15 protein-coding genes are annotated in these 18,686 nt (G+C 60.8%); 9 read left to right on the forward strand and 6 right to left on the reverse strand.

Translation table 11 applies throughout. The annotated features are described in order from the left end of the window. Positions 1–32 precede the first annotated feature (32 nt). The 6 genes from AC3WOY_RS13105 to AC3WOY_RS13130 all read left to right on the forward strand — a co-directional run bounded on the left by AC3WOY_RS13105 (position 33) and on the right by AC3WOY_RS13130 (position 11,015). Entirely contained in the window at positions 33–806 is a 774-nt protein-coding gene (locus AC3WOY_RS13105; RefSeq protein ID WP_492424417.1) for a TSUP family transporter, read from the forward strand. A 61-nt stretch (positions 807–867) separates the two neighbouring features. Further along, entirely contained in the window at positions 868–1,860 is a 993-nt protein-coding gene (locus AC3WOY_RS13110; RefSeq protein WP_492424419.1) for an LLM class flavin-dependent oxidoreductase, read from the forward strand. Positions 1,861–1,872: 12 nt separating this feature from the next. Then, a complete protein-coding gene (locus tag AC3WOY_RS13115) occupies positions 1,873–2,109 on the forward strand; it encodes a hypothetical protein (RefSeq protein ID WP_492424421.1) in 237 nt (78 codons plus the stop codon). Between the two features lie 107 nt (positions 2,110–2,216). Continuing rightward, complete coding sequence (locus tag AC3WOY_RS13120) at positions 2,217–3,956, forward strand: monovalent cation:proton antiporter-2 (CPA2) family protein (protein WP_492424423.1); 1,740 nt, start codon at positions 2,217–2,219, stop codon at positions 3,954–3,956. A gap of 22 nt (positions 3,957–3,978) precedes the next feature. Beyond that, positions 3,979–4,911 (forward strand): cysteine synthase A, encoded by a 933-nt coding sequence (gene cysK / locus AC3WOY_RS13125; protein ID WP_492424425.1) that lies wholly within the window; start codon positions 3,979–3,981, stop codon positions 4,909–4,911. Between the two features lie 872 nt (positions 4,912–5,783). Further along, a complete protein-coding gene (locus AC3WOY_RS13130) occupies positions 5,784–11,015 on the forward strand; it encodes a calcium-binding protein (protein ID WP_492424427.1) in 5,232 nt (1,743 codons plus the stop codon). Positions 11,016–11,111: 96 nt separating this feature from the next. On the opposite strand, the gene AC3WOY_RS13135 is transcribed toward AC3WOY_RS13130, so the two are convergent. Further along, the gene (locus AC3WOY_RS13135; RefSeq protein ID WP_492424429.1) at positions 11,112–11,591 is read right to left on the reverse strand and encodes an AP2/ERF family transcription factor; all 480 of its coding nucleotides are present in this window, start codon (positions 11,589–11,591) and stop codon (positions 11,112–11,114) included. Positions 11,592–11,702: 111 nt separating this feature from the next. Beyond that, a complete protein-coding gene (locus AC3WOY_RS13140) occupies positions 11,703–12,569 on the reverse strand; it encodes a response regulator (RefSeq protein WP_492424431.1) in 867 nt (288 codons plus the stop codon). A 200-nt stretch (positions 12,570–12,769) separates the two neighbouring features. On the opposite strand from AC3WOY_RS13140, the gene ltaE reads away from it, so the two are divergent. Then, positions 12,770–13,828 carry a low-specificity L-threonine aldolase gene (gene ltaE / locus AC3WOY_RS13145; RefSeq protein ID WP_492424433.1) on the forward strand — a complete coding sequence of 353 codons (1,059 nt, stop codon included), beginning with the start codon at positions 12,770–12,772 and terminating at the stop codon, positions 13,826–13,828. Here the strand turns inward: ltaE and AC3WOY_RS13150 are convergent. After that, entirely contained in the window at positions 13,783–14,985 is a 1,203-nt protein-coding gene (locus AC3WOY_RS13150) for an esterase/lipase family protein (protein WP_492424435.1), read from the reverse strand. The two genes, ltaE and AC3WOY_RS13150, sit on opposite strands and share 46 nt — an antisense overlap. A gap of 264 nt (positions 14,986–15,249) precedes the next feature. On the opposite strand from AC3WOY_RS13150, the gene AC3WOY_RS13155 reads away from it, so the two are divergent. Next, entirely contained in the window at positions 15,250–15,927 is a 678-nt protein-coding gene (locus AC3WOY_RS13155; protein ID WP_492424437.1) for a hypothetical protein, read from the forward strand. A gap of 104 nt (positions 15,928–16,031) precedes the next feature. Beyond that, positions 16,032–16,253: a DUF2061 domain-containing protein gene (locus AC3WOY_RS13160; protein ID WP_492424439.1), complete on the forward strand. Its 222-nt coding sequence runs from the start codon at positions 16,032–16,034 to the stop codon at positions 16,251–16,253. An 8-nt stretch (positions 16,254–16,261) separates the two neighbouring features. Here the strand turns inward: AC3WOY_RS13160 and AC3WOY_RS13165 are convergent, their stop codons facing one another. The 3 genes from AC3WOY_RS13165 to AC3WOY_RS13175 all read right to left on the reverse strand — a co-directional run bounded on the left by AC3WOY_RS13165 (position 16,262) and on the right by AC3WOY_RS13175 (position 18,487). After that, positions 16,262–16,732 (reverse strand): Dps family protein, encoded by a 471-nt coding sequence (locus AC3WOY_RS13165; protein WP_492424441.1) that lies wholly within the window; start codon positions 16,730–16,732, stop codon positions 16,262–16,264. Positions 16,733–16,802: 70 nt separating this feature from the next. After that, the gene (locus AC3WOY_RS13170) at positions 16,803–17,213 is read right to left on the reverse strand and encodes a VOC family protein (RefSeq protein WP_492424443.1); all 411 of its coding nucleotides are present in this window, start codon (positions 17,211–17,213) and stop codon (positions 16,803–16,805) included. Between the two features lie 62 nt (positions 17,214–17,275). Further along, positions 17,276–18,487, reverse strand: a complete 1,212-nt coding sequence (locus AC3WOY_RS13175; protein ID WP_492424445.1) for a multidrug effflux MFS transporter — start codon at positions 18,485–18,487, stop codon at positions 17,276–17,278. Between the last annotated feature and the right edge of the window lie 199 nt (positions 18,488–18,686).

The raw sequence follows: 18,686 nt of genomic DNA on the forward strand, positions 1-18,686 counted from the left end.
ATCCATCACTCGATACTCTCCCAAGGAAGACAATGGATTTCGTGCTGTCGCCGGAAGTCCTCGCGATGCTGTTCGGCGCCGCGGCGATTGCCGGTTTTGTGGATGCCATCGCCGGCGGCGGCGGCCTGATCACCATTCCCGTGCTGCTGCTGGCGCAGGTGCCTCCCATCCAGGCGCTCGCCACCAACAAGCTCCAGGCCTGTTCCGGTTCCTTCACCGCGTCCATGATGGTGATCCGGCGCGGGCTAGTGAAAGTGCCCGATGTACGCAGGCTGTTCATTGCCTCGCTGATCGGTTCGGCGATCGGCACGCTCCTCGTGCAATTCGTCAATGCCAAGACCCTCGATGTCCTGATTCCCGTCGTCCTGGCCAGTATCGGGCTGTACTTCCTGCTGGCGCCGAACGCCGGCGCGGTGGAGAAGAAGCCGCGCCTGAACCGCAGCGCCTACCAGGGCGTGGTCGTGCCGGGAATCGGGCTCTACGATGGCATGTTCGGGCCGGGGACCGGTTCGTTCTTCTCTCTCGCCGGCGTCGCGCTGCGCGGACAGAACCTGATCACGGCGACGGCCAATGCCAAGGTGCTCAATTTCGCCAGCAATGTCGCGTCGCTCACCGTGTTCATCCTTGGCGGCAAGGTGATATGGACTGCCGGCGGCGCGATGATCCTCGGGCAGGTGATCGGTGCCTGGGGCGGCTCGCATGCAATGGTGCGCGGCGGCACGAAACTGATCCGGCCGATGATCGTCACCGTGTGCGTGGTCATGCTGGGCAGGTATCTGTGGCAGAAGGGGCTGGTCGCCTTTTAAGTGAATGACAGCAGAAAACGGCTGTCGAACCTAGAATGTCAGCTTCGGGCCACGAAATACGATGAAGCAATTCAAGGACATTCCACTCAGCATCCTCGACCTCGCGCCGATCCGCGAAGGCGAGACCGCGGCTGACGCATTCCGCCGCACGCTGGACCTGGCGCAGCATGCGGAACGCTGGGGCTACCATCGCTACTGGCTGGCCGAACACCACGGCATGCCGGGCATCGCCAGCGCGGCCACCGCCGTCGTGATCGGCCATGTCGCCGGCGGCACCTCCACCATCCGTGTCGGCGCGGGCGGCATCATGCTGCCCAACCATGCACCGCTGGTCATTGCCGAACAGTTCGGCACGCTCGAATCCCTTTATCCCGGCCGCATCGACCTCGGCCTTGGCCGCGCGCCCGGGTCGAACCAGCTCACCGCGCGTGCCTTGCGCCGCACGCTGCAAAACGACGATGAATTCCCGCAGCAGCTGGCCGAACTGCGTGCCTACTTCAAGCCGCGCGGCGACGGTCCGCGTGTCCGCGCCGTGCCGGGAGAGGGGCTGGATGTGCCGATCTGGCTGCTGGGTTCCAGCGACTTCAGCGCCCAGTTGGCGGGGCACCTCGGCCTGCCGTTCGCCTTCGCCGGGCAGTTTTCTCCGGCTTACATGCAGGCCGCGCTGCACCTGTACCGGCAGTGCTTCCAGCCGTCCGGCGTGCTCGACAAGCCCTACGCCATGGTCGGCCTCAACATCGTGGCCGCCGATACCGAACAGGAAGCGCGCCGCCTGCTCACCACGCACCAGCAGATGCACGTGAGCCTGATCCGTGGCGTGCCGGGCCGGATGCCGCCGCCGGTCGACAGCATGGACGGCCGCTGGTCGCCGATGGAGCAGGCGTCCGTCGAAGCCACCCTGCGCGCGTCCATCGTCGGCGATCCGGACACCGTCAGGCGGCAACTGCAGGCCTTCGCCGAGGAGACGCAGGCCGATGAACTGATCGTCAACGCGATGATCCACGACCACGCGGCGCGCCTGCGCTCCTACGAAATCGCCGCCCAGGCGCGCTGAACGGAGGACCGGATGTACATGGTGTACTGGACCGAAGTCGATGACGGCAACGCCGAGCCGAAAAGCCGGGACTTCCCCTCGACCGAGATGAGCGCCGCGATGCAGTTCATGGAAACCTTGCGCAAACGGCAACGCGAGGGCGAGGGCATCTGCTTCGTCGCCATGTGCTCGGAGAACCCCGACTCGGTCGGCCATCCTGGGGTCGCCGATCCGGATCCGGACTACAACTGGAAGAAAAGACGCCGCTAGGCAATCCAGGTCATACCACCCGCTCCACTTTCTGTGACACACTTGCAGGGCTGCGCGGACGGCAGGTTTTGCCCTGTCCGCGCTCTTCGTCATCAGGATTCTTCAACGTGGAAGCACACCAGTCCCTACCCTATTTGCGGGAAACCATCCTGTTTCTCGCCCTGACGGGCATTCTCATCCCGCTGCTGCAGCGCTGGCGCATCAACCAGATCCTCGGCTTCCTCGCCGCGGGAACGCTGATCGGCCCGTTCGGGCTGGGCCTGCTCGCCGATGCCCATCCGTGGCTGGAGTGGTTCACGTTTCCGCGCCTGGAGGGTGTGGAGGCGCTGGCCGAACTCGGTGTGCTCTTCCTCATGTTCATGATCGGCCTGGAGCTGTCGGCGGAACGCTTGTGGGCATTGCGCAAATGGGTGTTCGGCGCGGGCGCCGCGCAGGTCTACATCAGCGCGGCGATCATCGGCGTCATCGCTTATGCCTTCGGCAACAGCCTGGAAGTGGCGGCCATCCTCGGCTCGGTGCTGTCGCTGTCCTCGACCGCCGTGGTCATGCAGCTGATGAACGAGCGCCGCACGCTGGGCACGCCGCTCGGCCAGGCGGGCTTCTCCATCCTGATGCTGCAAGACCTGGCGGTAGTGCCGCTGCTGATCCTGATGGGCGTGCTGGCCAGCGGCACCAGCGAGGGCATGGTCGGCCTGGTCGGCGTGGCGCTGCTCAAGTCCGTCGCCGCCATCGCCTTGATCTACCTGCTCGGCCGCCGCGTGATCCGGCCGCTGTTCCATTCCTTCACGCAGCAGCGCCAGCCGGATGTGTTCATGGCGCTCACGCTGCTGTCCACGCTCGGCATCGCCGCCCTGACCGAACTGGCCGGCCTGTCGCTGGCGCTGGGCGCCTTCCTCGCCGGCCTGCTGCTGGCGGAGACCGAGTTCAAGCACGAGGTGGAAGTTACGATCGAGCCCTTCAAGGGCTTGCTCATGGGACTGTTCTTCATGTCGGTCGGCATGGCGATCGACGTGCGCGAAGTGGCGAAATCCCCGCTCTGGCTGCCGCTGTCGGTGATCGGCCTGTTCCTCATCAAGACGCTGGTGACGAGCGTGATCCTGCGCATCGGCGGCTTCAACTGGGGCCGGGCGATCGAGGGCGGCACGCTGCTCGGGCAGGGCGGCGAATTCACCTTCATCGTGGTCGGCTTCGCGCTGACTGCGAACCTGATGCCGAAGGACATCGGCCAGTTCATCATGCTGGTGGTCAGCTTGAGCCTGTTCGCCACGCCGCTGGTCGCCAAGGCCGGCCATGCGTTCGGCGACTGGTGGGACAGCGAGCATTCCGAGCAGCCGGGCGAACTCGACAAGGCGGTGGTGGACAAGGAAACGGGCCACGTGATCATCGCCGGCTTCGGCCGCGTCGGCCAGCTGGTGGCGCAGATGGTGTCGGAGCAGAACGTCCCCTATATCGCCTTCGAAACCAATTCGCGCGTGGTGGGCAAGCTGCATGCGGCCGGCCTGCCGGTGTACTTCGGCGATGCGGCGCGGGTGGAATTGCTGCGCAAGGTGCATGCGGAGAAGGCGGTGGCGATCGTGCTCACCATGGACCATCCCGCCTCGGCCCTGCACGCGGTGAAAGCGATCCGGCGCGAGTACCCGGACGTCCCCCTGTTTGCCCGCTCGCGCGACGAAAAGCATGCACAGGCGCTCAAGCAGGCCGGCGCCTCCACCGTGATTCCGGAAACGCTGGAAGCCGGCTTGCAGCTCTCCGCCTTCGTGCTACAGTCTCTCGGTGTTTCTGAAGGCACGGCAGCGCACACGATCCAGATCGAACGCGACCGGCGCATCGCCGAACTGCACGGTTAAAAACAAAAAAGGAGTCTATGCAATGAAAATCGTCAACGATGTCACCCAACTGATCGGCAACACCCCGCTGGTCCGCATCCGCAAGCTGTCGGCGGACGCCGGCGCGGACGTGGTCGCCAAGCTCGAGTTCTACAATCCCGCCCACAGCGTGAAAGACCGCATCGGCGTAGCCATGATCGATGCGGCGGAAAAGGCCGGTTTGATCAAGCCGGACACGATCATCGTCGAGCCGACCAGCGGCAACACCGGCATCGCGCTGGCGATGGTATGCGCGGCGCGCGGCTACAAGTGCGTGCTCACCATGCCGGAAACCATGAGCAAGGAACGCCGCATGCTGCTGCGCGCCTACGGCGCCGAACTGATCCTCACGCCCGGCCCGGAAGGCATGGGCGGCGCGATCAAGAAGGCGGAAGAGCTGGTCGCGTCCGACCCGCGCTACTTCATGCCGCAGCAGTTCAAGAACCCGGCCAACCCGGAAGTCCACCGCAACACGACGGCCGAGGAAATCTGGCGCGACACCGACGGCAAGGTCGACATCCTGGTCGCCGGCATCGGCACCGGCGGCACGATCACCGGCGTGGGCGAAGTGATCAAGGCGCGCAAGCCGGGCTTCCAGTGCATCGCGGTGGAACCGGATGCCTCGCCGATTTTGTCGGGCGGCCAGAAGGGCCCGCACCCGATCCAGGGTATTGGCGCGGGCTTTGTGCCGGACATCCTGAACACGAAGATCTATGACGAAGTGGTGCGCGTGAAGAATGACGATGCGTTCGAGTTTGCGCGTCGCGCGGCACGTGAGGAAGGGCTGCTGGTCGGGATCTCGTCCGGGGCAGCACTGTGGGCAGCCACGCAGATTGCTCGCCGGCCGGAGAACAAGGGCAAGCTGATCGTCACCATCATCCCGTCCTTCGGCGAGCGTTACCTCAGCACGGCGCTATTTGCGAATCTCGCGGATTGAGAGACCTTCTGCAGCCGCGTCTCATACCGCGCGAATATCCCCTGATTCGATCATCTCGCCGCCCGCACTGTCCGGCGGGCGGGCGGCGCCACCTTACGAGAGTGCCACAAGGTCGGTGCGTAATATGCTCAAGCGCCTTGACACCAGGCTAATGCCTAATTTTGCGCAACAGCGATTCGCATAACCGTAAACCCAGGGTTAGTATTTCTCAATAAGGTCGCCTATCCCATGAATTGGGGATTGCGAGGTTGCCTTCTGGCAGATAATCTTATTGCAAATTTTGCAACTCAATTTCTGTGGCGGAGCAGAGCCAAGGTAAGACATCACCTCGTTTCGGTGCATATACAAAACAAGGAGGAAGCATGATTCGTAGTGACTCTGTACCACCGCGTGAGATTGTGAGGGCTTGCAACCTACTCTACTCTCTTCTCGTCCTATCTTTTTTCACTGATTTATATGAACTGTGGTTAGGCCAAATCGCGATAGCTGAGTCAGCTGTGACATGGGTAATTTATGCGTGTATTGCACTAATCCCGTTTCATATCTCTCGAAGAAGCAAGCGCGCAAGGACTTGGTTTTGCCTCTTATTTTCGTTGAGCGCATTGCTCGCGATTCTTTTATTGTTTGAGCCCGACTCTATGTCAGGAGTCCGATGGATAGCAACAGCAGTATCTACGGCAGCTGAACTTTGGGTTCTCAAGTTGCTTTTTTCGCCCACCTCGTCAGCTTGGCTAGAAGGTGCCCACTGAAGCATTTCTCGTCGCCAGTTTCAACCGCGCCCTAACTTAGCTTTTTTCGCTCCTAGCAATGATGCAGCAGGCAGGAGCCTCATAAGTGTTGCAAAAACCATAACTAAATGAAGGGAGCAGTATATGCCATTTCCAGCAATTCCCCCTACAGTAATTGTTGTAGGCAAGTATGTTAAGGATATTTTTGGATGGTGGAAAAGAGGCACAGCGGAAGCAGGCGATGGAAGCGATAGAGTTCCCATGATTCCTCCGCTTTACGATCCAAACAATATTGATGGGTATTCACGTGACCCTATTACAGGACGGTGGTATCACCCCTACAAAAGCACGACCCCAGAGATAACAAGTGAACTCGATCGTGAGCGGGACATAAGACAGTCCATAAAAGATGCGATAGACCAAGCCGGCGACGACATCGCTGGCGGGGGATATAAGCCGTTCATAGATCCACAATGCCGACGTGACTACGATAGTGCTCAACAACCGCCTCGTAAAGACCCCCTAACCCTCGACCTAGATAATGACGGTCTCGAAACCGCCGCTGCCTCGTCAAATCTATTATTCGACCATGATGGCGACGGCATAAAAACATCAACTGGCTGGATCAAACCCGACGATGGCTTCCTCGTTTTCGACCGCAACGGCAACGGCACTATCGACAACGGCAGCGAACTGTTCGGTGATTCCACACCTGACAACAGCGGTATCACCAGTTACAATCCGGACGGCAAGATGGCCGATGGCTTTGACGCACTAAGGCAGGAGGACACCAACCATGACGGCAAGGTCGACAATCTGGATGCCCGCTGGAGTCAATTGCGCGTCTGGCGCGATCTGAATCAGGACGGGACATCCCAGTCGGAAGAACTCTTCACGCTCGATCAGCTCGGCATTACAAGCTTCAGCACCGCCAAGACCGCTAACAACCAGACCCTTGCCAACGGCAACCAGATTGCCGACCTTGGCACATACACCAAGTCGAACGGGGAAACTGCGACCTTGGGTGAAGTTGCGAAGATGGGCGACGTCAATCTCGCCGAAGACACGTTCTATACTGAGTTCCCGGACACCATTCCCTTGGCCCCAGGTGTGGCTGAACTGCCGAATATGCGGGGCTCGGGCATGGTCCGGGAGCTGCATCAGGCCGCCAGTCAATCTGCCGCTTTGAAAGAACTGCTGACCGAATTTAGCCAGGCGAATACCCGCACCGAACAACGGGCAATGCTCGACAAGTTGCTTGACGTTTGGGCGGATACCTCTGGTTTCATTGAGACTCTTGCTGAACGCTGGAAAAAAGTCACGAATAGGGAAGACGCTATCGCTGACTATGTTCGCTTTGGTGATATTGATCGGTCCGACGAGGGGTACGCGATTCAGGATGGATATTTCTTGACCGGATCTCCTCGATACGTTCCGACGCAAAAGTGGATAGATCTCGTTGCGTCATGGGATCAAAAAATCCATATTCTCGAGGCCTTCAACGGCAGGTACTTCTTTAATCTTGGCGGCAGCAATGAATCTGGAACGGGCGCTACGGGTGCAGTCGCCGGTGGCGGAAGCAGCGGAGGCGGCGGCGGTGTCGGGATCTCAGCAACGCCGGCAATCTACGTTTCGTTCACTCAAGAACAGATCGATTTCCTAAATGCGGCATATGACACTTTGGCTGATTCGGTTTATTCCGCACTCGTCACCCAGACAAGATTCGTGCCGCTTTTCGAACAAATCGAATTGGTTATAGATGCTGACGGAATTAGACTGGACTTCACGCAACTGGAGAATACATTTGCGACGCGGATAGCGAATGATGCGGTTAGCGGCATGGCCGACCTGCTCGAGTTTAATAAGTATGCCGGAAGAAAGCTGCTCTCCGGCGCTGGCTGGAATGGTGATGCACTGCTTGAACAGTCAATCCGTTCGCTTCCCTTGACTTCCGAGCTGCTTTCACTTTATTCGGAATTCAATCTTGGAACTGTAGGTGTAAATGGATTTGCCGGGGAGGGAACAATCAAGGACGACATCATTATCGGAGTAAGCGGTAATGATATTGTCCGAGGTAATGGCGGTGATGATGTCGTGTTTGCAAGCGCAGGGAACGACGCGGTTTACGGTGGGGAAGGCGAAGATTGGCTCTATGCGGATGATGGCGACGACAAGCTGTATGGTGATGCCGGCAATGATGTACTCAACGGCGACGATGGCGACGACAAGCTGTACGGTGATGCCGGCAATGACGTGCTCAATGGTGGTCTTGGCGCCGACCTTCTGATTGGCGGCGACGGCAACGACATGCTGACCGGCGGTGCGGGCAACGACACCTACGATGGCGGCAACGGCAGCGATACCTTCGTCTTCAGCAAGGGCGACGGCCAGGACACCATCAGCATGTATGACATGACCGTCGGGAAGATCGACGTGCTGCTCATGAAAGGCATCCTGCCTGGCGAGGTGACGCTTGGCCGTAGCGGCAATAACCTGCTGCTGTCGGTCAACGGCTCCACCGACAAGGTCTCGATCTTGAACTACCTGTCCGATGACGGCAACAATGCCTACAAGGTCGAGCAGATCCAGTTCGAGGATGGCTCTATCTGGGGCGTGGCGGACGTCAAGGCGAAACTGCTTGTCAATACTACCGGTAACGACACCCTGACCGGCTATGCTACCGATGACGCTATTGGCGGTGGCGCAGGCAACGACACGATCTACGGCGGCAGCGGCAATGATGTGCTCAACGGCGACGATGGCGACGACAAGCTGTACGGTGATGCCGGCAATGACGTGCTCAATGGCGGTCTTGGCGCCGACCTTCTGATTGGCGGCGACGGCAACGACATGCTGACCGGCGGTGCGGGCAACGACACCTACGATGGCGGCAACGGCAGCGATACCTTCGTCTTCAGCAAGGGCGACGGCCAGGACACCATCAGCATGTATGACATGACCGTCGGGAAGATCGACGTGCTGCTCATGAAAGGCATCCTGCCTGGCGAGGTGACGCTTGGCCGTAGCGGCAATAACCTGCTGCTGTCGGTCAACGGCTCCACCGACAAGGTCTCGATCTTGAACTACCTGTCCGATGACGGCAACAATGCCTACAAGGTCGAGCAGATCCAGTTCGAGGATGGCTCTATCTGGGGCGTGGCGGACGTCAAGGCGAAACTGCTTGTCAATACTACCGGTAACGACACCCTGACCGGCTATGCTACCGATGACGCTATTGGCGGTGGCGCAGGCAACGACACGATCTACGGCGGCAGCGGCAATGATGTGCTCAACGGCGACGATGGCGACGACAAGCTGTACGGTGATGCCGGCAATGACGTGCTCAATGGCGGTCTTGGCGCCGACCTTCTGATTGGCGGCGACGGCAACGACATGCTGACCGGCGGTGCGGGCAACGACACCTACGATGGCGGCAACGGCAGCGATACCTTCGTCTTCAGCAAGGGCGACGGCCAGGACACCATCAGCATGTATGACATGACCGTCGGGAAGATCGACGTGCTGCTCATGAAAGGCATCCTGCCTGGCGAGGTGACGCTTGGCCGTAGCGGCAATAACCTGCTGCTGTCGGTCAACGGCTCCACCGACAAGGTCTCGATCTTGAACTACCTGTCCGATGACGGCAACAATGCCTACAAGGTCGAGCAGATCCAGTTCGAGGATGGCTCTATCTGGGGCGTGGCGGACGTCAAGGCGAAACTGCTTGTCAATACTACCGGTAACGACACCCTGACCGGCTATGCTACCGATGACGCTATTGGCGGCGGCGCAGGCAACGACACGATCTACGGCGGCAAGGGCAATGATGTGCTCAACGGCGACGATGGCGACGACAAGCTGTACGGTGATGCCGGCAACGACATGCTCAATGGCGGTCTTGGCGCCGACCTTCTGACTGGCGGCGACGGCAACGACATGCTGACCGGCGGTGCGGGCAACGACACCTACGATGGCGGCAACGGCAGCGATACCTTCGTCTTCAGCAAGGGCGACGGCCAGGACACCATCAGCATGTATGACATGACCGTCGGGAAGATCGACGTGCTGCTCATGAAAGGCATCCTGCCTGGCGAGGTGACGCTTGGCCGTAGCGGCAATAACCTGCTGCTGTCGGTCAACGGCTCCACCGACAAGGTCTCGATCTTGAACTACCTGTCCGATGACGGCAACAATGCCTACAAGGTCGAGCAGATCCAGTTCGAGGATGGCTCTATCTGGGGCGTGGCGGACGTCAAGGCGAAACTGCTTGTCAATACTACCGGTAACGACACCCTGACCGGCTATGCTACCGATGACGCTATTGGCGGTGGCGCAGGCAACGACACGATCTACGGCGGCAGCGGCAATGATGTGCTCAACGGCGACGATGGCGACGACAAGCTGTACGGTGATGCCGGCAATGACGTGCTCAATGGCGGTCTTGGCGCCGACCTTCTGACTGGCGGCGACGGCAACGACATGCTGACCGGCGGTGCGGGCAACGACACCTACGATGGCGGCAACGGCAGCGATACCTTCGTCTTCAGCAAGGGCGACGGCCAGGACACCATCAGCATGTATGACATGACCGTCGGGAAGATCGACGTGCTGCTCATGAAAGGCATCCTGCCTGGCGAGGTGACGCTTGGCCGTAGCGGCAATAACCTGCTGCTGTCGGTCAACGGCTCCACCGACAAGGTCTCGATCTTGAACTACCTGTCCGATGACGGCAACAATGCCTACAAGGTCGAGCAGATCCAGTTCGAGGATGGCTCTATCTGGGGCGTGGCGGACGTCAAGGCGAAACTGCTTGTCAATACTACCGGTAACGACACCCTGACCGGCTATGCTACCGATGACGCTATTGGCGGTGGCGCAGGCAACGACACGATCTACGGCGGCAGCGGCAATGATGTGCTCAACGGCGACGATGGCGACGACAAGCTGTACGGTGACGCCGACAATGATGTGCTCGATGGCGGCAACGGTGCTGATGTCTTGTATGGCGGCGACGGCAACGACACTCTAAATGGGAACATCGGCAACGATACTCTATTTGGCGGCGCGGGCAGCGATATCTTCAAGTTTGTCAGCCTGAATCAGGGCACGGACATCTTGTCGGATTTCACTTCCGGAATCGATAAGATACAAATTGTTGGCACTGCTTTCGGTTTGGCACCAGGTGCTACCGCACAGTTCATTTCTGGCACAACGACTCCACCAGCCGCAGGAGCCTCTGCACAATTCCTGTACAACAGTTCAACCGGTGCTTTGTACTTTGATGCGGATGGCAGCAATGTCACGAATTCTGCTGTTCATGTCGCTACATTAACTGGACTGAAAACACTCATCGCCAGCGACTTCGCTGTGGCCTGACAAATTGGTCTGAACAGTCCGTGCCAAAAAAGGTGCGGGCTTGTTCACTCAATATGTCTTCTTACTTTTGGCTGCCAACAAGGCAGCCTTTTTTCGCTATACCTTGATCCCCTTTTTCGCCACATCCTCAAGTAAGAATCCCTGCAAGGCGCTTTGTCTCGCATTGATGGCAAGTTGACGGGCCTTTCGCTCACCGTACCGGAGCACCGAGAAGGTTCGAGTGTGCCGCTTACCCTCGCGGTCCCGCCAGAATGCCTGCCAGTAGGGGTACTCCAGCGGATGCTCCGAGTTAGCAGTGACGTTCACATAGCGAGCAACACCGACAATGCCCGACGTATTGTTGCTGCGTTTTCGCCTTAACCAGGCGGAGTAGTCGGAATTGCGAAGCTTCGCGAGCATTTCGTCACGAAATGCAATTGCGGCTTTGAGTGCCTTACGTTTTCCTCCATGTACGCTATCGCTGAAATGGCGTGTCACTGCCTGGTTTTTGGTACGAATAGCGACATGCCAGCTATGTGTACGAGTACGTTCATTGTCAATTCGCCGAATGAAACGATGTGGGTGCGGGGTGGGCATGGGCGATATTATGCCCATGCCTCGGAAAATCGTCCGACACCACCTCGATTCAGCTGGTCCCAGTCGAACTATGAGTCAAGGTCGATGAGTGCAACAAAAGAATGCCGCCCTCTACCCTGCGCGCGCGAGCACAGATTGCGCCACACGGCGTGCGCTGGGCAGGAAGCGGGCGATGGTGGCCAGCAGTTCGTCCTCGGGGACCGGCTTGCCGAGGTAGGCGTCGCAGCCGGCCCAGGAGCCGCGGAACTTGTCGAAGGCGGAGGATTTGCTGCTCAGCATGACGACCGCGGCGTTCTTGGTGGCGGGGCTGGACTTGATGCGCTTGCAGACCTGGTAGCCGTCCATGCCGGGCATCAGGATGTCGAGGAAGATGCAGGTGTAGTTCTTGGCCTGCGCCATGTCGATCGCCATTTCGCCGGTCTCGGCGAAGTCGACGTCGAAGCGGAAGGGCGCGAGCTTGTTGCGCATGAAGGCGCGCACGGTGGCGCTGTCGTCCACCACCAGCACGGATTCGTTGGTGCGGGTTTCGACCACCGGCGCCGGCGGTGGCAGGTTGCGGTCGGCGGCGCGGCGGCGCGTGCGTCCGTCCCATCCGGTGGCCTGGCGTTGCGACCGCTCGTGCAGGGCGCTCGCCATCTGGCTGTCGAGCTGCTCGAAGAGGCGCATCCAATGGATCGGCTTTTCGACCACCGGCCATTCGGCGACGGTGCCGCGGCGGCCGATGAAGACGGCGGGGGCATGCACATTCGGGGATCGCACCTTGAGTTCTGCCAGGCCATGCGGGTTGTCGGCGTTGACGAGGTAGATGTCGGTGCGTTCCGCCGCGTTCTCCGCTTCGGCGTAGGCAAACGGGCGTCGGCCTGTGAGGCGGAAAGTCGAGGAAAGGAGATTTTTCTCCGCGTCGGTGAACCCGAGCATTTCGAGCACGAAGCGGCGGGTGCCGCCCTGGGGAATCTCAGCCGTAAGTGCCATATCCATGGTTGTGGACACCTGTAGAGAAAAGTGTGCGAGCCAAAGCTGGACGCACTTGGTGAAATGATAACAGAACCTGGCGGGAATAAATGCGTTCTTTGCTGCGCCGCAACGACCATATGCCGGCCATGCCAACCGGCTGCCAAAACGCTGGTCGCGCAAAACGCCGATAATGTCCGTCCGATTCTGTTTTACCGAGAGAGACAATGAGCGATTTCCGCAGCGATACCGTGACCCGGCCGACCCCGGCAATGAAGCAGGCGATGATGGACGCGCCGCTGGGCGATGACGTATTCGGCGACGATCCGACGGTGAATCGCCTCCAGGAGACGGCGGCTGCGATGCTCGGCTTCGAGGCCGCCCTGTTCGCGCCGAGCGGCACCCAGACCAACCTGATCGCGCTGATGGCGCACTGCCAGCGCGGCGATGAGGCAATCGTCGGCCAGCAATGGCATACCTACCGCTGGGAAGGCGGCGGCATGGCGGTGCTGGGTTCCATCCAGCCGCAACCGCTGGACCACCAGCCGGACGGCACCATCCCCCTGTCCGCCATCGAGGCGGCGATCAAGCCCGACGATCCGCATTTTGCAAAGACGCGTCTCGTGGTGATGGAGAACACGACGGGCGGCAAGGTGCTGCCGCTGGCGTACATGCAGGAAGTCAGTGCGCTCGCGAAGCGCCGCGGGCTGCGCGCGCACATCGACGGCGCGCGCCTGTTCAACGCGGCCGTCGCGCTGGCGGAACAGGACGGCAGCGATCCCGTTTCAAAAGCGCGCGCGATCTGCAGCGGTTACGACTCGGTGTCGCTCTGCCTGTCCAAGGGACTGGGCGCGCCGGTCGGTTCGGTGCTGCTCGGCTCGAAGGAATTCATCCAGCAGGCGCGGCGTGTGCGCAAGATGCTCGGCGGCGCCATGCGCCAGGCGGGCGTGCTGGCGGCTGCGGGCCTGCATGCGCTGGAGCATCATGTGCACCGCCTCGCGCAAGACCATGCGAATGCACGCATGCTTGCCGAAGGGCTGGCGCGCGCCTGCGCGACGCATCCCAAGCTGGAAGGCAAGGTGACCGTGCATCCGGTGCAGACGAATATCCTGTTCATCGATGTCGATGCCTCAGTCGCGGATGCCTTCCTGCAGCATCTTGCGGCGAATGAGGTGAAGGTGACGAGCGGCGTGTACGGCAATGCCAGGCGCATCCGCTGGGTCACGCACCTCGACGTCGGTCAGGAAGATGTCGCGCGCGCACTGAAGGTGGTGAGCGCGTTCTGACGGTTGACCGGGCCGTCGGCGAGCCAGCACCTGATGCGCTCGTAGACGGCAGCGTCGCCGAGCAGGTTGAGATGGCCGACGCCCTCGGCGATCCATTGGTGCGCTTCCGGGAAGCCTAGCTTTCGCGATGCTTCCGCATGCTGGCCGAGGGCGCTTTGCATCGGCACCAGTCCATCGCCTGTCAGCCGTGACAGTTTGCCGGCGATGGCATAACAGGCGACTCCTTCCGGCAGGGGCAGCGGCGTGCGCTTGTCCGAACCGCGCAGGAAGCGGTCCCTGCCTTCCCAATCTCCATCCAGCACATTCCCATGGCGCAGGTCGGTGATGCCCGCGCTTCTCAACATGCCCAGGCGTGCGAAGGGCGCTGCATACGGCATCGCCTTCAGAACCGTTTCCAGCCAGTTGCCCACGCGTTCCAGCGGCGCGCCATGGTGCGGCGTGCCGAGGAAGACCAGCTTGCGCAAGCTTGCCGGCCACGCATGTCCCGCTTCGATGCCGTAATGGCAGGCGCTGCGCGCGACGAGTCCGCCCATGCTGTGTCCGACGATGACGAGCTCCTCCACGGGCACCGGCCATTGCGCCAGCAGCGCTTCCAGGCGTGTGGCCAACAGGCGGCCGTTGGCTGAGATGTGCTGCCCGCTGTTGTAGTGCAGGTAAACCGGCGTATAGCCGAGGTCATGGGCAAGCGCGGTGCCGTGGTTGTGTCCGTCGCGTCGCCATTGCAGGTCGTTCATGCACAGGCCGTGCACCAGCACCAGGAGCTTGCGGCTTGCGTCCGGCAGCGCGGCGGGCGCAAGCGGTTTTCCGTTGATACGAAACTGCATGGTGATGGCCAGGGGGTTGCCGGTCGATTTCAGGTAGTCGCCGACGACGCCGTTGACGGCGGAGAGAATGGCTTCGCGCGCGGGCGAGGAATGGCGCGTGCCGAACAGCGGCACGACCTGTCCGAGGATGGTATCCGCCGTCACTCCTGCGGTACGCGTGATGCCGCGCACGGTCCGGTATACGAATCCGGAAAGGCCGCGCATGCGCTGGCGCGGCGCACGCACGATACCGGCGTGCACGCCTTCGACGAGGTCGGTCAGTTCGAGTGTGGCGTCGGTGACAAGACGGGCGACGGCGCGGACATCGGTGGCGTGGACGTGACTTGTTTTCATATGGAAAGTCGTTCAATGGCGTCGCCTGCACAATAACAGCGCGGCGCCCTTCTGCGTGATGAAAATCGCCATCCTTGTTGATCGTGATTAAACGCTTCCGTTGCCTTCGGAAAACCTTTCCTGCAAGCGACTCGAAATTTGCGTTGCGACGGAAAAATAGTGGAACCGGGAAAAAGGCCGGCAGTCAGAAAGCCCTGACCGCAAGCAATTTTGCGTTGTCGAAATATGCATGCCCCGAACCACTCCACCGACAGGAATCCCATCGTGAAGAGAACGCTCGCAGCCATCGCCCTCGCCGCACTGACCACTTCTGTTTTTGCCCAGTCGCAATCGGAGATCGGCATCAGCGGGAGCGTCGGCACCACCGGTGTCGGCGCGCATGCCACCTTCCCGATCACACCCAGCGTGAACGCCCGCATCGGTCTTGGTTACCTCGGCTACAGCTACAAGGGGAGCACGCGCGACATGCAGTATGACCTCGACCTGAAGGCCAATACCTATGATGCGCTGATCGACTGGTATCCGGAAAAGGGCAGTTCCTTCCGCATCACGGGCGGCGTGGCCTACAACGGCAACCGCATCGATGTGCACGCGAAGCCGGATGCCGCGGGCGCCTATTCCATCCAGGGCAATGTGTACAACGCCGCCAGCGTGGGCAGCGTGACGGGCAAGGTGGACTTCAACAAGTTCGCGCCCTACCTCGGCATCGGCTGGGGCCGCAACCTGAAGGATGAAAAGGGCTGGTCCTTCTCGACCGATATCGGTGTGCTGTTCCAGGGATCGCCAAAGACTTCGCTGGCCGCAGACGGCTGCTCCGCCGGTGCCGCCGTCTGCAACCAGTTCGCCAACGACGTCGCGCGCGAGAACGAGGCGCTGGCGCGGGAGGTGCGCAAGTTCCGGGTGTACCCGGTGCTGCGGATCGGCGTCAGCTACAAGTTCTGATGCAATAGGCGACAGCTATTCAATTCCTTGTTTTATTCAATTGGATCTATCAAATGCGAATCATTACCATTTGATGCATCAATGAATCAAACAAGGAGCCCGCCATGGTGACCGCCGCCAAGACTACCAGCCAGATTCTCGTCCACATGGGCGTTGCTTTCGCCACGATGTATGTCGTGACCGGCTCCATGGCGTTCGGCGGGCTGGCGGCCGTGCTTGAGCCGATCTGCAACGTCATCGTCATGCCGATGCACGAGCGCCTCTGGAACCGCATTCGTGAGCGCTTCGAACAGCCCAAGCTCCAGCCTGTGAGAATCAGGGCATAAGCAGGCGCTTACTTTTCAAGCAGGGTCCGCAGCATCCATGCGGTCTTTTCATGCACCTGCATGCGCTGGGTCAGCAGGTCGGCCGTCGGTTCGTCGCCGGCCTGGTCGACCGCCTTGAACATCGCGCGCGCCGTTTTTACCACCGTTTCCTGGTCCTGCATGAGCTGCCGGATCATTTCTTCTGCCGCCGGCACGCCGTCCGGCTCCTTGATCCCCGTGAGCGCCGAAAACATCGAATAGGTGCCCGGCGCCGGACTGCCGAGCGCGCGGATGCGTTCGGCGATCAGGTCGACCGCCGCCGCCAGCTCCGTGTATTGCGTCTCGAACATCAGGTGCAGGGTCTGGAACATCGGACCCTTCACGTTCCAGTGGAAATTGTGCGTCTTCAGGTACAGCGTGTAGGTGTCGGCGAGCAGGCGGGACAGGCCGTCGACGATCGCACGGCGGTCCTGTTCGGAAATGCCGATATCGATTTCCATGGTCGAAACTCCATCGAGGTTGGTCGAGCCTGTTAGAGTGCGTCCGGCCGCCTGCGTCCAATGACGCAGATCAAGCTTCGTTTTTCGACATGTCCCAGAAGGCGGCTTCGATCTTGTGGCCGTCGAGGTCGCGCACGAAGCAGCCGTAATACGGTGCGCCGTAATGCGGCCGCGGTCCCGGCGCGCCGCCGTCTGCCGCGCCCGCTTTCAGCGCGGCATCGTAGAACGCATGCACCGCTTCTTTCGACAGCGCAACGAAACCGACATGGGTGCCGTTGCCGACGGAGGCCGGGTAGCCGTCGATCGGCGTCTGCACCCAGAATTCCGGATAGGTCTTGCCGTAGGCCACCGCGCCGGGGAATTCCTCCAGCCGCCGGCAACCGAGCGTTGCCATGACCTTGTCGTAAAAGGCGCGTGCGCGCTCGAAATCGTTGGTGCCAATGGATACGTGCGACACGATGCCGGGGATTTCGTCTGCCATGGCGTTCTCCTGGTTGATTGACGAGGAAACCATGGTAGCCGCGCGCTCCTGACAACGGTCTGTCAGGAGCCTTGGCGCACCTCAATGGCAGTGCGTTGCCACAGCCGCGACAGGACGGCGAGGCACACGACACTGCTGCCGATGCAGGCTGCCAGGAACATGGCCAGCTTCAGCCCGCTGGCGCCGACCAGCGGCGCGACAACCGCCGCAACGATCGAGAACAGCATCATCTGCACGAACGCCTGCAGCGAAGCGGCCAGCCCGCGCATCTCGGGAAACACATTGAGCGTCATCACCATCGTGCTCGGCGACGCCAGCGACACGCCGAAGGTGTACAGGAACAGCGGCATCACTGCCCACGGCACTGTTGCAGGCAACAGCAGGTTGTAGGCGAGGTTGATCAGAGCGGCGACAGCCATCAGGCCGTATCCGGCGCGCATCAGCTGCACCGGCTGGCAGCGGTGGGCCAGTCTTCCCGCAACCGTCGCGCCGGAGACCATGCCGCCGACCAGCGGAATGAACAGCCAGCCGTAGGATGTGGCCGGCAGGCCAAGCACCTGCGGCACGAAATGCGGCGCGGACGCGATGTAGACAAAGAAACCGATCGACGCGAACGCCATCGCGAACGCAAGCAACAGGAATTGCGGATGCCGCAGGGCCGTCCAGTAATTGCCGAGGATCTGGCGCGTGTGGAAGGTTTGGCGCTGGCAGGCCGGCAGGCTTTCCGGCAGGGCGCGCCAGCAGACCAGGGCCAGCAGCAAACCGACAATGGCGAGAAAGGCAAACACCGAACGCCAGCCGAACCAGAGCTGCAGCCATCCGCCGAGGATGGGCGCGATCGCCGGCGCGACGGCAAAGACGATGGTGACGTCGGACATCATCTTCTGCGCCTCCGGGCCGGACAGCCGGTCGCGGATCATGGCGCGGCCCACCACGGTCCCCGCCCCCGCCGACAATCCCTGCAACGCGCGGAACAGGATCAGCGATGCGATGTCGGTGGCGAACGCGGCTCCCACTGACGCGGCGGTAAATACCACCAGCGAAACGATGATCACCGGACGCCGGCCGAAGGAATCCGACAGCGTGCCGTGGAACAGCATCATGCCGGCAAAGCAAAGCAGGTAAGCGGAGAGTGTCTGCTGCACATAGACCGGCGGCACCCCGAAATCGCGGGAAATAGCAGCAAAAGACGGCAGATAGGTGTCGATGCAAAAAGGCCCGAGCATTGCCAGGCCGGCAAGCATCAAGGTAAGGGCGCGGAGTTGCTGCTTCATGACATGGTTTTCCGAGATTGAACCGCACTGTAACGCGTGCGCGCGGGCGGGATAAAGACGCAGCCGGGAACATCACTGTTTCCCAGGCATTGATAGTGGATTCGACAGCGCCGGCGCCTCCCGCATTGTCAACAACCGAGAAACAGTCTCATTCCTGCAAGGTTGTTTATCCCCGGAACTTCAAAAAATAGAATGGATA

The sequence above is a fragment of the Noviherbaspirillum sp. FW303-A3 genome (assembly GCF_058788695.1).

What these genes read in the sequence shown, in the direction of transcription:
- AC3WOY_RS13115 (WP_492424421.1), top strand. Translation starts at nt 1,873, where the DNA reads ATGTACATGGTGTACTGGACCGAAGTCGATGACGGCAACGCCGAGCCG.
- AC3WOY_RS13130 (WP_492424427.1), top strand. Translation starts at nt 5,784, where the DNA reads ATGCCATTTCCAGCAATTCCCCCTACAGTAATTGTTGTAGGCAAGTAT.
- AC3WOY_RS13175 (WP_492424445.1), bottom strand. Translation starts at nt 18,487, where the DNA reads ATGAAGCAGCAACTCCGCGCCCTTACCTTGATGCTTGCCGGCCTGGCA.
- AC3WOY_RS13135 (WP_492424429.1), bottom strand. Translation starts at nt 11,591, where the DNA reads ATGCCCACCCCGCACCCACATCGTTTCATTCGGCGAATTGACAATGAA.
- AC3WOY_RS13105 (WP_492424417.1), top strand. Translation starts at nt 33, where the DNA reads ATGGATTTCGTGCTGTCGCCGGAAGTCCTCGCGATGCTGTTCGGCGCC.
- ltaE (WP_492424433.1), top strand. Translation starts at nt 12,770, where the DNA reads ATGAGCGATTTCCGCAGCGATACCGTGACCCGGCCGACCCCGGCAATG.
- AC3WOY_RS13110 (WP_492424419.1), top strand. Translation starts at nt 868, where the DNA reads ATGAAGCAATTCAAGGACATTCCACTCAGCATCCTCGACCTCGCGCCG.
- AC3WOY_RS13150 (WP_492424435.1), bottom strand. Translation starts at nt 14,985, where the DNA reads ATGAAAACAAGTCACGTCCACGCCACCGATGTCCGCGCCGTCGCCCGT.
- AC3WOY_RS13160 (WP_492424439.1), top strand. Translation starts at nt 16,032, where the DNA reads ATGGTGACCGCCGCCAAGACTACCAGCCAGATTCTCGTCCACATGGGC.
- AC3WOY_RS13140 (WP_492424431.1), bottom strand. Translation starts at nt 12,569, where the DNA reads ATGGATATGGCACTTACGGCTGAGATTCCCCAGGGCGGCACCCGCCGC.
- AC3WOY_RS13170 (WP_492424443.1), bottom strand. Translation starts at nt 17,213, where the DNA reads ATGGCAGACGAAATCCCCGGCATCGTGTCGCACGTATCCATTGGCACC.
- cysK (WP_492424425.1), top strand. Translation starts at nt 3,979, where the DNA reads ATGAAAATCGTCAACGATGTCACCCAACTGATCGGCAACACCCCGCTG.
- AC3WOY_RS13165 (WP_492424441.1), bottom strand. Translation starts at nt 16,732, where the DNA reads ATGGAAATCGATATCGGCATTTCCGAACAGGACCGCCGTGCGATCGTC.